The sequence below is a fragment of the Auraticoccus cholistanensis genome, assembly GCF_009742705.1.
Classification (GTDB): domain Bacteria; phylum Actinomycetota; class Actinomycetes; order Propionibacteriales; family Propionibacteriaceae; genus Auraticoccus; species Auraticoccus cholistanensis.
Map to the genome: position 1 here is coordinate 277710 of NZ_WPCU01000003.1, position 13557 is coordinate 291266.

At 72.3% G+C, this 13557-nt stretch carries 10 protein-coding genes, 1 tRNA gene and 1 riboswitch; of the genes, 6 read left to right on the forward strand and 5 right to left on the reverse strand.

All coding sequences use genetic code 11. From position 1 onward, the window contains the following. Positions 1–59 precede the first annotated feature (59 nt). On the forward strand, positions 60–1052 hold the full coding sequence (locus GC722_RS02290; protein ID WP_156607519.1) for an NAD-dependent epimerase/dehydratase family protein: 993 nt from the start codon (positions 60–62) through the stop codon (positions 1050–1052). Here the strand turns inward: GC722_RS02290 and upp are convergent. Together upp and GC722_RS02300 are read right to left on the reverse strand one after the other, a co-directional pair. After that, positions 1034–1627: a uracil phosphoribosyltransferase gene (gene upp, locus GC722_RS02295; RefSeq protein WP_156607724.1), complete on the reverse strand. Its 594-nt coding sequence runs from the start codon at positions 1625–1627 to the stop codon at positions 1034–1036. The two genes, GC722_RS02290 and upp, sit on opposite strands and share 19 nt — an antisense overlap. 97 nt (positions 1628–1724) lie before the next feature. Continuing rightward, the gene (locus GC722_RS02300) at positions 1725–2396 is read right to left on the reverse strand and encodes a hypothetical protein (RefSeq protein WP_156607520.1); all 672 of its coding nucleotides are present in this window, start codon (positions 2394–2396) and stop codon (positions 1725–1727) included. Positions 2397–2765: 369 nt separating this feature from the next. Between GC722_RS02300 and GC722_RS02305 the strand changes: the two genes are divergently transcribed. From GC722_RS02305 to GC722_RS02325, 5 genes are all read left to right on the forward strand, one after another. Beyond that, positions 2766–7151, forward strand: coding sequence for a DUF7507 domain-containing protein (locus GC722_RS02305; RefSeq protein ID WP_156607521.1), 4386 nt, complete (start codon positions 2766–2768; stop codon positions 7149–7151). Positions 7152–7431: 280 nt separating this feature from the next. Beyond that, positions 7432–8043, forward strand: a complete 612-nt coding sequence (locus GC722_RS02310; protein WP_156607725.1) for a tRNA adenosine deaminase-associated protein — start codon at positions 7432–7434, stop codon at positions 8041–8043. 24 nt (positions 8044–8067) lie between these two features. After that, a complete protein-coding gene (gene tadA, locus GC722_RS02315; RefSeq protein ID WP_156607727.1) occupies positions 8068–8499 on the forward strand; it encodes a tRNA adenosine(34) deaminase TadA in 432 nt (143 codons plus the stop codon). A 48-nt stretch (positions 8500–8547) separates the two neighbouring features. Next, positions 8548–8634: transfer RNA gene (locus GC722_RS02320), tRNA-Ser, on the forward strand. A 127-nt stretch (positions 8635–8761) separates the two neighbouring features. Continuing rightward, the gene (locus GC722_RS02325; protein ID WP_156607522.1) at positions 8762–9871 is read left to right on the forward strand and encodes a DUF7544 domain-containing protein; all 1110 of its coding nucleotides are present in this window, start codon (positions 8762–8764) and stop codon (positions 9869–9871) included. Positions 9872–9925: 54 nt separating this feature from the next. Here the strand turns inward: GC722_RS02325 and GC722_RS02330 are convergent, their stop codons facing one another. From GC722_RS02330 to GC722_RS02340, 3 genes are read right to left on the reverse strand one after another with little or no spacing between them, the layout of a single operon-like run. Next, on the reverse strand, positions 9926–10825 hold the full coding sequence (locus GC722_RS02330; protein ID WP_156607523.1) for a carbohydrate ABC transporter permease: 900 nt from the start codon (positions 10823–10825) through the stop codon (positions 9926–9928). Continuing rightward, positions 10822–11808 carry a carbohydrate ABC transporter permease gene (locus GC722_RS02335; RefSeq protein WP_156607524.1) on the reverse strand — a complete coding sequence of 329 codons (987 nt, stop codon included), beginning with the start codon at positions 11806–11808 and terminating at the stop codon, positions 10822–10824. The genes GC722_RS02330 and GC722_RS02335 overlap by 4 nt, the downstream gene beginning before the upstream one ends. Then, positions 11808–13091, reverse strand: coding sequence for an ABC transporter substrate-binding protein (locus tag GC722_RS02340; RefSeq protein ID WP_197429701.1), 1284 nt, complete (start codon positions 13089–13091; stop codon positions 11808–11810). Before GC722_RS02340 ends, GC722_RS02335 begins: the two co-directional genes overlap by 1 nt. A 254-nt stretch (positions 13092–13345) precedes the next feature. After that, positions 13346–13480: riboswitch (FMN riboswitch) on the forward strand. Positions 13481–13557: the final 77 nt, after the last annotated feature.

A 13557-nucleotide genomic window follows, 5' to 3' on the forward strand; every position in this document is an offset into this window, starting at 1 on the left:
CGGGCCCGGCGGGGCCGACCGCCGCGGCGCCCGTCGGAGGGCGGGGATAGCCTCCGGGGATGGACATCGTGGTGATCGGCGGCACCGGGCACATCGGCTCCTTCCTGGTGCCCCGGCTGGTGCGGGGCGGACACGCGGTGGTGACGGTGCAGCGCGGCACCCGCCAGCCCTACGTCGACGACGACGCCTGGGACGACGTGCGCCGGGTGGTGCTGGACCGCGAGCAGGCCGAGGCAGACGGCACCTTCGCCGGCGCGGTGGCCGACCTGGGCGCCGACGTGGTGGTCGACCTCACCTGCTTCACCGAGGCCTCGGCCCGCCACCTGCTCGACGCGCTGGTGGGCCGGGTGTCGCACCTGGTGCACTGCGGGACGCTGTGGACCCACGGCCCGAGCCTGCAGTCGCCGGTGGCCGAGGACGACCCGGACCGGGCGCCGGTGGGGGAGTACGGCACCCAGAAGCTGGCGATCGAGCGGCTGCTGCTCGAGCAGTCCGGGTCGGGGCTGCCCGCCACGGTCGTCCACCCCGGCCACATCAGCGGCCCGGGATGGCCGGCGATCACGCCGCTGGGCAACCTGGACCCGCGGGTGTGGCAGCGGCTGGCCGCCGGTGAGCCGCTGCCGGTGCCGGGTCTCGGCGCGGAGGTGCTGCACCACGTGCACGCCGACGACGTCGCCCAGCTGTTCGAGCTGGCGGTCGAGGAGCCCGGAGTCGCGGCGGGGCACGCCTTCCACGCGGTCGCGGCCCAGGCCACCACGGTCCGGGGCCTGGCGAGCATGGCCGCCGCCTGGTGGGGGCAGCAGGCCCAGCTGGTGCCGGTGTCGTGGCAGGAGTTCCGTGCCGAGGTCGGCGAGCAGCACGCCCAGACCAGCTGGGAGCACCTGTGGCGGAGCCTCACCGGCAGCATCGAGCTGGGACGCGCGCTGCTCGGCTACCGCCCCGCGTACACCGTCGAGGAGGCGGTGCACGCCTCGGTGCTGTCCCAGGTCCGGGCCGGGACGCTCGACGTGCCCGAGCCCGGTCCGGTGGGCAGCTACTGGGTGAGCCCGTAGAGCCGGTCGCCGGCGTCGCCGAGGCCGGGGACGATGTAGCCGACCTCGTTGAGGCGCTCGTCGACCGCGGCCACCACCAGCGTGCAGGGCACCTCCAGGTCGGCGAGCACCTCCCGCAGGTGCTGCACGCCCTCCGGAGCGGCGAGCAGGCAGATGCAGGTGATGTGGTCGGCACCGCGGCGGACGAGGAACTGGATGGTGCCGGCCAGCGACCCGCCGGTGGCCAGCATCGGGTCGAGCACGTAGCACTGCCGCCCGGAGAGGTCGTCGGGCAGCCGCTCGGCGTAGGTGACCGGCTGCAGCGTCTCCTCGTTGCGCGCCATACCGACGAAGCCGACCTCGGCCGTGGGCATCAGCCGCGTCATCCCCTCGAGCATGCCCAGCCCCGCCCGCAGGATCGGCACCACCAGGGGTCGCGGGTCGGTCAGCGCCGTGCCCGTCATCGTCGAGACGGGGGTCTCCACCTGCACCTCGCGGACCCGGACGTTGCGGGTGGCCTCGTAGGCCAGCAGCGTGACGAGCTCCTCGGTCAGCCGCCGGAAGGTCGGGGAGTTCGTCTGCTTGTCGCGCAGCATCGTGAGCTTGTGGGCCACCAGCGGGTGGTCGACGACGCAGAGTTCCACGGCGCCAGCCTGTCACACGTGCGCCGTGTGCCCCGCCGCCGCAGCGGTCTCAGCGCCAGGTGGTGGCCGACGTGGCCGACCACTGCTTGCTGGTCTCGGCGACCACGACCCGGTAGGGCGCCTTGTCCTTGCGCTTGAGGCTGACCCGCGCCTTGCCCGAGCTGTTGAGGTCGAAGGTCTTCACCGTGTACCAGGTGCCCTTGTACTGCTTCTGCAGCTTGGCGGCGGTGTCCCAGCCGCGGTAGCGGCCCCAGGACGGGCTGTAGTAGCGCGCGAGCACGTCGAAGCCGACCCAGCTGCCGTTGCGGAAGGAGGTGACCTTGGCTCCGGTGCCTAGCTTGATCTTCAAAGCCCCCTCGGCCTGGGGGATGCTGTTGTAGTCGCGGTCGTACGCCGCGTACGGCCGGACCTTGTAGGAGCCGACTGGGTAGTTCCAGTCGTACACGTCGAGGTAGGTGGTCGTCTCGCCCTCGTCGAAGAGGAGGCCAGCGGCCTCCCCTTCCGGGCCGATGAGATCCCAGGCAGCCCAGTCGACGCGCTCACAGGGGTCGTAGAGCTTCACCGTCACCTCTTTGTAGTAACCGGTGATGGCGATCTTGCTGGGGTGGCTGGCCTTGATGGTGCACGCGGCCTGGGCCTCGGGTGCGGTGGCGACGAGACCGGTGGCGGCGACGGCGAGCGCGGCGGCGCCGACCAGGACGCGGCGGATGGTGCGGAGCATGGGTGTCTTCCTCGGATGGTGCCCGGGCACACGCGACGGCGGTGTCGGAGCGGCTGGTGGACGTCTTGCGGGCTTCGCGGCTGCGCGGTGACCCGGGTACAGGATGGAGCCGGCGCCCGCCCTCTGCCGGGTTCTGGTCAGAGCCGAGACCAGATCGTGACCAGCGATGGCACCCGGCCCCACCGGGTCAGGGGTCGGCGCCCGCGCGGCTCGCGTTCCCGGCGACGCCGGGTGCGCCGAGGACGGACGGAGCTCGTCCGGGGGTTACATCGAACTTCCTCCCCGCTTACAGTTCTTGCACCACCCCCTGCCCTCTGGCTCTGCCGACGGTCGCGGTGACGGGCCAGGGCTGCGTCCCGGAAGGACGTCATGCCTGAACTCACTCCCGGTGCGCGCCGGGCTCCCGAGGTCCGCGGCCGCGCCCGGTCGTCCGACGGCCGCGGCAGCGCGGTGCCGCTGGCGGGGTCGCGCTGCCTGCACCTGGCTCTGGTGACGCTGCTGGTGGCGCTCGCCGCCGTCGCCACCGGACCGGCCAGGACGGCTGCCGCCGCCACGCCGTCGCCGAACCCGACCATCAGCAGGGCCTGCGGCATCGACATCACGCTGGTGCTGGACGCGTCGGGGTCGGTGCAGTCGTCGAGGGCCGTCGAGCAGGTCCGTGACGCCGCAGGGTCCTTCCTCGACGCCCTCGCCGACACGGGGTCGACGGCGCGCGTCATCCAGTTCGCCAGCACCGCCGAGGAGCTGGCGCCGCGTGGCCTGGTGACCGGTGAGAGCCTGGCCGGCGACGCCGTCTTCGGCCGGTCCGTCGCCCGCTACTACAACCCGCTGCCGCCGCGGCCGTCCGACGTCGAGATCAAGAGGTACGTCCGCGGCAGCACCACGTCGGCGGGGAGCTTCGCCGACGCGAACAGCTACACCCAGTACACCAACTGGGACCAGGCGCTGGACCTGACGCAGTCCGACCCGGGGGACCTGGTCGTCTTCCTGACCGACGGCGACCCGACGGCCTACGACTTCGACCGGCCGGGGGACCCGTTCAGCGCGGGGCCACCTCCGGACGTCGCCGTGGGTACCGACGGGTCCCAGGCCGCGGCGGCCACCACCCTCGACCGTGCCGTGGAGGCGGCGAACGGTGTGAAGGGCGAGGGTGCCCGGGTGCTCGCGCTCGGCGTCGGCAACGCCCTGCAGAACCAGGCCAGCGTCGACCGGCTGGTGCAGGTGGCTGGTCCGCAGGTGGCGAACAGCACCGCCGGGTTCGACGTCGAGACCACCGACGTCGCCCTCATCCGCGACTTCGCCGACCTGGCCGACGCCGTCCGGAGCCTGGTGCTGGAGCTGTGCTCACCGTCGCTGACCATCCGCAAGTTCGCCCAGACCGCCGACGACGCGAGCTACGCGCCGCGCCCGGGCTGGGACATCACGGTCACACCGACGGTCGAGGGCGGGCGCTTCGACTGGATCCTGCCCACGGACGCCACCGGAGCGTCGGCGAGCCTGACCACCGACGCGGACGGCTTCGCCCAGTTCCAGTGGGAGCCGGACCCCGCCGAGTCGACGTCGAGCGCCCGGGTGGAGGAGACGGTCGAGGACGGGTACGTCCCCGGCCGTCCGGGCGCCGACGACGACTTCCGCTGCGAGGCCAAGGACGCCGACGGCAACACCCGGGTGATCACCGGTGAGCTCTCCACGACCGGAGGGAGGGCGGGCTTCAGCCTGGCGCCCATCGGTGACGAGATCGTCACCTGCTCGGTGTACAACTCCTACGACTACGCACCCGAGATCGCGATCACCAAGGTGAACACCCCCACCGAGGTGCGCGGCGACCTCACGCCACCGTCGCAGGTGCGGTCGGCCTACGCAGTGACGAACCCCGGCAACACGCCGCTGGACCGGGTCGCGGTGGTCGACGACCGGTGTGCACCGGTCACGCCCGTCCCCAGCGACGGCCCCAACGTGGGCGACAGCAACCAGAACCTGCTGCTCGACCCCGGCGAGGAGTGGCAGTTCAGCTGCGACCGTGAGGCCCGCGCCTCACGGCGACCGGACGGGCCCGTGAACGTCGTGAACACCGCCGACGTGGTCGGGCTCGCTCCCGACGGCCGGGTGGTCACCGACGAGGCAGACGACGACGTGGACCTGTTCTTCCCCGCGGTCCAGCTCACCAAGCTCGTCGAGGGCGCCGACGCGACGACGGTGACCGCGGGGACCGAGGTGGACTACACCTACGCCGCCACCAACACGGGCAACACCCCGCTCGGGTCGGTGAGCCTGGTGGACGACACGCCCCCCTGCGAGGACCCGACCAGGGGCGCCGACGCCCCCGGCGACGGCGACGACGTCCTCGACGTGGGGGAGACGTGGACCTACTCCTGCACGGCGGCCCCGCAGGAGTCGGTCATCAACACCGCGACCGTCACCGGTACACCGCTCAACCCCGCGGCGGACGGGGCCCCCTTCGAGGGGCGCAACCCGGTGGTGACCGACACCGACCTCGCCCAGGTCGTGGTCTTCTCCCCGGGACTGGTCCTCACCAAGGACGTGAGCCGGGACCTGGTGCTCCCCGGTACGGAGGTGACCTACACCTACACCGCGACCAACGACGGTGACGCCGATCTGCGCAACGACACGGGCGGGACCGGCTGGGTCGTCGACGACCGGTGCCGACCGGTCGAGCAGGTCCTCGACGGCGACTCCAACGCCGGTGACGTCAACGGTGACGACCTGCTGAACCCGGGCGAGTCCTGGCAGTTCTCCTGCACGGCGGTCGTCGAGGAGGAGGTCCTGAACACCGCCACCATCGAGGCCCAGCCGGTCGTCGACGGCGACCCGGCCGGAGAGCCGCTGACCAGGACGGCGCAGGCGCTGGTCCGCGTCGTCGAGCCGGGCATCGAGGTGACGAAGCTGGCCCTCGTCGACCCCGTCCTCGACCCGGACGCGCAACCGGTGGCCGGACCCGACACCCCCGAGCCCCGCACCGCGGACTACCAGTACGAGGTGACGAACACCGGCACGGTCCCCCTCGCCGACGTCGCCCTCACCGACGACCTGTGTCCTGAGGTCCTCCTCCTCACCGGTGACGAGGACGAGGACCAGGTCCTCGACGTCGACGAGACCTGGACCTACACCTGCTCCACGACCCTGCAGCGCGAGCAGGGCAACCGGCCCCCGCTGCCGCCGGACAGCGCGATCTCCGGACTCGTGCAGAACACCGCCACGGCGGTCGGGACACCGTTCCTGCCCGACGACCCCGGGCAGACCGGGGACCCGGTCACCGACACGGACCGCGAGCAGGTCACCGTGATCGAGCCGGGGCTGCGGCTGACCAAGACCGCCTCCACCGACGTGGTCCGCGACGGCGGTGAGGTCACCTACACGTTCAGCGTGACCAACACCGGCGACGTCGGGCTCGACGTCCTCGCCCTGGTCGACGACAAGTGCCCCGACCTGACCTACACCGGCGGTGACCGCCGGCCCCGGAACGGGCTGCTCGACGGCGCGAACAGCGGCTCGCCGGAGACCTGGACCTACTCCTGCACCCGATCGGTGGCGGCGCCGGCCGAGCCGGAGACCGTCGACACCAACACCGCCCGCGTCGTCGCCTCGGACCCCCTGGGCAACACCTACGCCGACTCCGCCACCGCGCAGGTCCGGGTGATCGACCCGGCCATCCGCCTGATGAAGACCGTCAGCGCCTCGCTCGTCCCGGCCGGTACGGAGGTGGGCTACCGCTTCGACGTCACCAACGTGGGCACCAGCCCGGTCGCCGCCGACGACCTGCTGGCCGAGGTCGAGCTGGTGGACGTGTCCGACCCGGCGGCCCCGAGCTGCCAGAGCCCGACGCTGGTCGCCAAGATGGGCGGGAACCAGGACGCGTACCTCGAGCGCGAACCCGCCGAGACGTGGCGGTACGAGTGCAGGTCGGTGATCACCGAACCCACGACGGACACCGCCGTCGTCGAGGCCCTCGGCGGCACGCAGTACGACCTGCAGCTGCCGGTGTCCGACTCCGACTCCGAGTTCGTCCAGCCGTTCCGCCCCGCGATCGAGGTGGAGAAGTCGGTGGACCGTGACCGCGTGGAGCCCGGCACCGCGGTCACCTACACCTACCGGGTGCGCAACACCGGTGACGTCCCCTTGTCCGGTGTGTCCGACCGGGTCGTGGACGACACCTGCTCCCCGGTGGCCTACGTCAGCGGAGACACCGACGGCGACGGCCTGCTCGACACCCCGAGGAGCATCTTCGAGGACGCGGCGGACGAGACCTGGGTCTTCACCTGCACCACCACGATCGACGAGACGACCACCAACGTGGTGACCGTCGCCGGCACGCCCACCGACCCAGACGGTGCGCCCCTCTGCGGCGACGGGACGCCCGACGGCGGCGACGCCCCCGTCGCCGGGCGCTGCGACGTCTCCGACCGGGACCAGGTCACGGTCGAGGTGGTGCCGACGCCCACGCCCACGCCCACACCCACACCGACGCCCACACCCACACCGGCGCCGGCACCGCCGACCACGCCGATCCCGGACGTGCCCGGGCCGGATGCGCCCGGGCCGGACGGGCCGGGGCCGGATGCGCCCCGCCCGCCGTCCGGCGGGTTGCCGGGCCAGGACGGCAGCCTGCCCGGCACCGGCAGCGCAGTGCCCTGGCCGGCCCTGGTCGCCGGACCGCTGCTGGTGGCCGCCGGGCTGGCGCTCGTCCTGACGCGCGGCCTCCGGCGGCCCCTGACCGGTCACGGCCGCCGTCGCTGACGCACCGGCACGACCCCCGGCCGGCCCGAGGACGTCGGCGGGCTCGCCGCCCGCCCGGGCAGCTCGCCGTGAGCCGGGCCCGGACCTCCACCGGAGGTCGAGACCGGTCCGGACCCCGGCTTACCGGGTGTGCTGGCCCGAGGGCATCTGACACCATGGGCGCGTGCGTGCCGGGCGGCCCGCCGAACGTTGTCGAGGAGGCACTGTGGGAGACCACGAGGACGACATGGACAGCCTCGATCTCTCCGAGCGGTACCGCGCGTCCGGAGAGGCCCGGGGCATGGTGGCCGACGACATCGACTTCGAGGACGACGAGGTCGCCGACGAGGACGACACGGACGACGACGACCTCGACGACGAGGACGATGACGACGAGGACGAGGACGAGGACGACCTCGAGGACGCCACCGAGGACGAGATCGACCTCACCGTGGCGGTCTACCGGGAGGACGGCGCCGTGGTGGCGCAGGCGCTGCCGATCGAGGTGGCCAACGACCTGGACGAGCTCATCACCCAGCTGCGCCGGATGCCGGGCGACAACGGCGCGATCGGCATGGTCTCGCTCAACGAGGAGGTCTTCGTGCTGGCGCGGGTGCGCGGCGCGACCGTGCAGGTGCTGCTCTCCGACGCCGCCGCCGCCTACGACTGGCCGATCGCCCGCGACGTGGCGGACTTCCTCGGCGCCGAGGAGCTGCCCGACCCCGACGAGGACGAGGAGCCCGTCCCCCTCGGCGACCTCGGCATGCTGGCCGACCAGGGCCTCAGCCAGTTCGAGCTGAGCCGGATCTGCGACCAGCTGGACGAGTCCAGCGACCAGCTGCTGCTCGACATCGCCGAGCGGATCCACGTGGGCCCGCAGGTGCGGCGGGTCGTCGACGCCAGCTTCTCCTGAGCCGTGCCGGGTTGGCGCCAGCCGATGCGGCTCGCCCTCGCCGAGGCGACGCGGGTGGCCGGGCACGGTGACGTCCCCATCGGCGCGGTGGTGCTGGACGCCCGCGGCGAGGTCGTCTCCGCGGCCGGGAACGAGCGCGAGCTGACCGGCGACCCGACCGCCCACGCCGAGGTGCTCGCGCTGCGCAGGGCGGCGGAGGTGGTGGGGGAGTGGCGGCTGGAGGGCCACACCCTGGTGGTCACCCTCGAGCCCTGCGCCATGTGCGCGGGTGCCGCGGTCAACGCGCGGGTGGACCGGGTCGTCTTCGGCGCCTTCGACCCCAAGGCCGGTGCCGTCTCCTCGCTGTTCGACGTCCTGCGCGACCCCCGGCTCAACCACCGCCCCGAGGTGGTGTCGGGCTTCATGGCCGAGGAGTGCGCCGCCGTGCTGCGCGACTTCTTCGCCCCGCACCGCTGAGGGACGCGGATTGGCCACCCGGGTGGCGGCGGATGTACCCTCGTCCGCGGTGGTGTGTCTGAGCGGCCTAAAGAGCGCGCCTCGAAAGCGCGTGTGGGTTCACCCCCACCGCGGGTTCAAATCCCGCCGCCACCGCTGAACGAACCCGTCCCGGATCCCCGGGGCGGGTTCGTCCGTTCCCGGCCGGGTCTGCCAGGGCGCCAGCGGGAGGCCAGCGCCGGGGAGGCCGCGGGGTGAGACCGTCGGCTGGCACCCTTCGGCCATGAGCGTGCAGCAGTCCGGGATGGTCGCAGCGGCGCCGGAGCGCCCCCTGGGGCTCGGCGAGGTGATGTCCACGGCGTGGCAGGCGATGCGGGCCCGGTACGGCCTGCACGTGCTCGTCTCCGCGCTGGCGCTGCTGATCGGTGCCGTCGCCCTGCTGCTCTGGGTCGGCGTGGCCGTCCTGCTGCTCAGCCGCGTCGCGGCCCCGACGGGCGACGGCTACGCCGGGCCCCTGGTGGTGCTCGGCGCGGTGCTCCTGCTGCTGGTCGCCGTCGTCGCGCTGCTGGCGATGCGCGCGGAGGCGATGCGGGTGGTGCTGGTGCGGCACACCCTCGACGGGCGGCGTCCCCGCCTCGGCGACCTGTGGCGCGACACCCGCGGCTACTGGGGACGGGTGCTGCCCTACTTCCTGCTGCTCCTCGCCGGCGGTCTGCTCGGCGTCGTGGTGCTCGCCGTCCCGCTCGCGGTCGCCGCGGCCGGCGACGGCGACCGGGTCGCGTTCGGGGTGGCGATCGGGGCCACCATGCTGCTGTACGTGGCCTACTACGTCGGCGTCTTCTGGCTCACGGGCCGGCTCTACCCCTTCACCGTGGTGACCGCCCTGGAGCGGCACGGCGGGATGGCGGCGGTCGGCCGCGCCTGGGGGCTGACCCGCGGCCACTTCTGGCGGACGCTCGGCTACGCGATCGTCGGTGCGGTCGGACCGGCCATGGTGATCTGGATCGCCTGCGTGATCGCCTACGTGGTCAGCCTGGCCAGCACCTACACCAGCCTGTTCGTGACGCTGTCGAACCTCGACGGTCCCGGGCTCGACGAGCAGTCGCTGGCGAGGCTGCTGGCCGTGACGGTGGCCTCGAGCCTGATCGGGTACCTGCTGCCCGGCGTCGCGACCGTGCTGGTGCAGCCCTTCGTCAGCTGCTTCAGCACCGTCTACGTCACCGACCTGGCCCGTCGCCAGGCCACCCCCCACGACCCGCCGCCCCCGTACGGCGGCTGGCTGGCCCGGCCCTACCCGCCGCAGCCGCCGGCACCGCGGTGGGGAGTCCCGCCCGCCGCGCCGTACCGGCCGCCCGCCCCGCCGTACCGCCCTCCCGCGCCGCCGTACCGCTGACGGCCGTACCGCTGACGCAGGGCCGCTGACGGCCGGGCCGCTCGACGGGGGACGTCACCCCTTCAGCGCGCCGGCGGCGATGTTGGAGATGAAGTGCCGGGCGCCCACCAGGAAGACGACGATGAGCGGCACCACGCTGATCAGCGCCCCGGCCATGACCATCCCGTAGTCGGTGTTGTAGATGGCGTTCAGCGACTGCAGCGCGGTCTGCAGCACCTGCCGCTGGGGGTCCACCATCACGATCAGCGGCCAGACGTAGTCGTTCCACTGGGCCACGAAGGTGAAGATGCCCAGGAACGCCAGCCCGCCGCGCAGCATCGGCAGGGCGACGTGGACGTACGTCCGGAAGAAGCCGGCCCCGTCGATGCGGGCCGCCTCCACCAGGGAGTCCGGGATCGAGGCGGCCGCGAACTGGCGCAGCAGGAAGATGCCGAAGGCGTTGGCCATCCCCGGCACGATGAGCGCCTCGAACCCGCCGACCCAGCCCAGCCAGGACATCAGGATGAAGCTCGGCACGAGCGACAGGCTGCCCGGCACCAGGAAGGTGGCCAGCAGCAGCACGAACAGCACGTCCTTGCCGGGGAAGTCGAACTTGGCGAAGGCGAAGGCGGCCAGGGAGTCGAAGAACATCACCAGCACCGCGGAGGCCAGGGCCACGAAGATGGTGTTGAGCAGCGCCCCCAGCAGGTCGACGCTGTCGAGCAGGTTGGCCACGTTCACCCCGAACTGGTCGCCGGGCAGCAGCCGGGTGGGGTAGCCGAAGATCTCCGCCGTGGACTGGGTGGCCATCGCCACCAGCCAGTAGAAGGGGAAGACCGAGATGAGCGCGGTCAGCGCCAGGCCGACGTGGATCGCGATCCGGCCGGCGAGGCTGCGCCGGACGGCGCTGCGGTCGGCGCGCTGCTGGCCGGGGTCGCCCAGCCGGGGCGTGGTGTCCAGGATCGTGCCGCTCATCGTCCCGCCCTCCGGGTCCGTCGGTCGGCCAGGCCCTCACGCTCGCGGACCAGCCGCCAGTTGATGATCGAGAAGACCGCGGCGATGAGGAACAGCGCCCAGGCGATCGCCGAGCCGTAGCCGAAGTCGAACTGGGTGAAGGCCTGGTTGTACTGGTAGAGCACGATCGTCATCCCCGCCTCGCCCGGGCCGCCGCTGTTCTCGTTGCCGCCGGAGTTGGCCAGCAGCACCTGCGGCTCGGTGAACAGGCTGAGCCCGCCGATGGTGGAGGTGATGACCGTGAACAGGATGACTGGGCGCAGCATGGGCACGGTCACGGAGGTGAAGATCCGCCAGGTGCTGGCGCCGTCCACCTTGGCCGCGTCGTAGAGCTCGGTGGGGATGGCCTGCAGCCCGGCGAGGTAGATGATCGCGTTGTAGCCGGTCCAGCGCCAGATCACCATCAGGACCAGGGTCAGCTTGATCGCCCAGCTCTCGGTCAGCCAGCCGATCTCCTGCGAGCCGAGCCAGCGCAGGAAGCCGTTGGCCAGCCCGAACGAGTCGGAGAAGACCGAGCCGAACACGATCGCCATGGCCACCATCGAGGTGACGTTCGGCAGGAAGAAGGCCACCCGGTAGGCGCCCTTGAAGCGGATGCTCTGGTGCAGCAGGAAGGCCAGCAGCAGCGCCAGGAACAGCATCGGCACCGTCGAGCCGATCCAGATGATGAAGGTGTTCGACACCGCGTTCCAGAACCGCGGGTCCGCCACCAGGTACTGGTACTGGCCCAGGCCGACGAAGGTCATCTCCCCGACGCCGTCCCACTCGTTGAACGAGAGGTAGATGGAGAACAGGATCGGGAACAGCCCGAAGGCCAGGAACAGCAGGTAGAACGGCGCGATCGCCACGTACTGTGGCCAGTAGCTCAGCAGCCGGCGTCGCCTGCGGACGGGCGCGGCCGCGCTGCGGGTGGCCGGGACGGTGGCGGTCGTGGTGGCGGCCATCAGAGCACTCCTCGCTTGCGCAGCACGCGGTTGACCTCGGTGACGGCGTCCTCCCAGGCCCGCTCGGGCTCCTTGCTGCCGTTGGACACCAGCCCGAGCTCGGTGCGGAAGGCGCCGACCTTGCTCTCGTGGGTGCTGATGAAGGTGGTGGGGACGGTCTGGGCCGCCTCGGAGAAGAACTCCAGCGGGTCCTGGTCGCCGAAGAAGTCGCTGCTCTCCATCACGCCCAGCTCGAAGGACTCCGGGGTGGAGGGGAAGAGCTGGACGTCGTTGAACGTCCTGGCCTGCATCTGCGGGGACTGCGCCCAGCGGATCCAGGCGAACGCGGCCTCCGGGTTCTTGCAGGTGCGGGGGACCGCGACGAAGGAGCCGCCGCTGTTGCCGGGTGGGCCGGGCTGCTGCGCGATCCGCCAGCTGCCCGCCGTCTCCGGCGCGGTGTCGACCACGATCTCGCTCCACCAGGCCCCCTCGACCTGGCCGGCGGTGCGCCCGCTCACCCAGGCCGCGTTCTGGTCGGTGGTGCTCGAGGCCCCGGTGACCACCCCGGTCTGCACCGCCCGGACGGCGAGATCCCAGGCCTGCCGGACGGCGCTGCCCTCCTGCTCGTAGAGCGGGCGGTCGGCGGTGTCGAAGTAGCGCTCGGGCGAGGCGTTGAGGAACTGGTTGAACAGCTGGGCGGCCGTCTGCACCATGCCGGCGTCGGCGTCGCGGCGCAGCTTCTCGCCGAGCTCGATCCACTCGTCCCAGGTGCGGGTCGCCGCGGACACCTCGTCGGGCTCGGACGGCAGCCCGGCGCGCTCGAAGATGTCCTGCCGGTAGAAGAAGCCGGTGGGGCCGATGTCGAGCGGGAAGAAGCAGAACCGGCCGGTGGGGGTCTCGCCCAGGCTCCACTTCCACGGGTAGAAGTCCCGCTCCAGCTCCGCCGCACCGAGCTCGTACAGGTCCAGGAACTGGTCCTCGGCGGGGAAGTAGAGCGAGTTGTTGGAGTTGATGTTGGTCAGGTCGGGGATGTAGGCCCCGGCCGCCAGGCTGGTGCGCAGCTTGGTGTCGAAGGTCGTCCCGATGTAGTCGGCCCGGAGCCGGAAGTCCGTGCCCGGGATGCCCCGGGCCGACTCCGCCAGCAGCTCCGGGCTGGCCGAGCGGTTCCACAGCCAGAGCACCAGCTCGTGCGGGTCGCTGGAGAGCGAGACCTCCGAGCCGCAGCCGCTGAGACCACCCGCCGCCAGGGCCGCCGTGCCCGCCGAGGCGAGCCCGAGCAGCCGTCGACGCGATAACCGTGCCACGGTCCACCTCCCACTCCGTCGTGGTGAGTGCCCACGGACGCCGGGGGTGACGTCCGCGTGGAGCCACCGTGGCAGCGGCTGCGGAACCCTGTCAACGCCCTGCGTCGAACCCTTTCGACAGCCGATCCGGTCTGGACCGCCGACCAGGACCTGCTCAGAGCGTGGGGCCGGCGCCCCTGAGTAGGCCGGCCCCCCGCTCTGAGCAGGTCCGTGCTGGGCGCGGCGACGGCGTATGCTCGGCGGCGCACAACACGTACGTGCTCTGGGGTCGGTGCAAGTCCGAACCGGCGGTGACAGTCCGCGACCCGGGAGGCGCCTGGCGCGCCGAGCGGTTGACCTGGTGGAACTCCGGGACCGACGGTGAGAGTCCGGATGGGAAGAGACACGTGGTGGGCGGCCGTGCGGCCGTCCGCTCCCGGCGGTGCGCACCCGCGCGCCGCCGTCCCCGGGGACCCGTGCGTCGTGA

Bases quoted from the DNA above. Each gene is read 5' to 3' on its own strand.
- GC722_RS02290 (WP_156607519.1), top strand. From the start codon at position 60: ATGGACATCGTGGTGATCGGCGGCACCGGGCACATCGGCTCCTTCCTG.
- upp (WP_156607724.1), bottom strand. From the start codon at position 1,627: ATGCTGCGCGACAAGCAGACGAACTCCCCGACCTTCCGGCGGCTGACC.
- GC722_RS02300 (WP_156607520.1), bottom strand. From the start codon at position 2,396: ATGCTCCGCACCATCCGCCGCGTCCTGGTCGGCGCCGCCGCGCTCGCC.
- GC722_RS02305 (WP_156607521.1), top strand. From the start codon at position 2,766: ATGCCTGAACTCACTCCCGGTGCGCGCCGGGCTCCCGAGGTCCGCGGC.
- GC722_RS02310 (WP_156607725.1), top strand. From the start codon at position 7,432: ATGGTGGCCGACGACATCGACTTCGAGGACGACGAGGTCGCCGACGAG.
- tadA (WP_156607727.1), top strand. From the start codon at position 8,068: ATGCGGCTCGCCCTCGCCGAGGCGACGCGGGTGGCCGGGCACGGTGAC.
- GC722_RS02325 (WP_156607522.1), top strand. From the start codon at position 8,762: ATGAGCGTGCAGCAGTCCGGGATGGTCGCAGCGGCGCCGGAGCGCCCC.
- GC722_RS02330 (WP_156607523.1), bottom strand. From the start codon at position 10,825: ATGAGCGGCACGATCCTGGACACCACGCCCCGGCTGGGCGACCCCGGC.
- GC722_RS02335 (WP_156607524.1), bottom strand. From the start codon at position 11,808: ATGGCCGCCACCACGACCGCCACCGTCCCGGCCACCCGCAGCGCGGCC.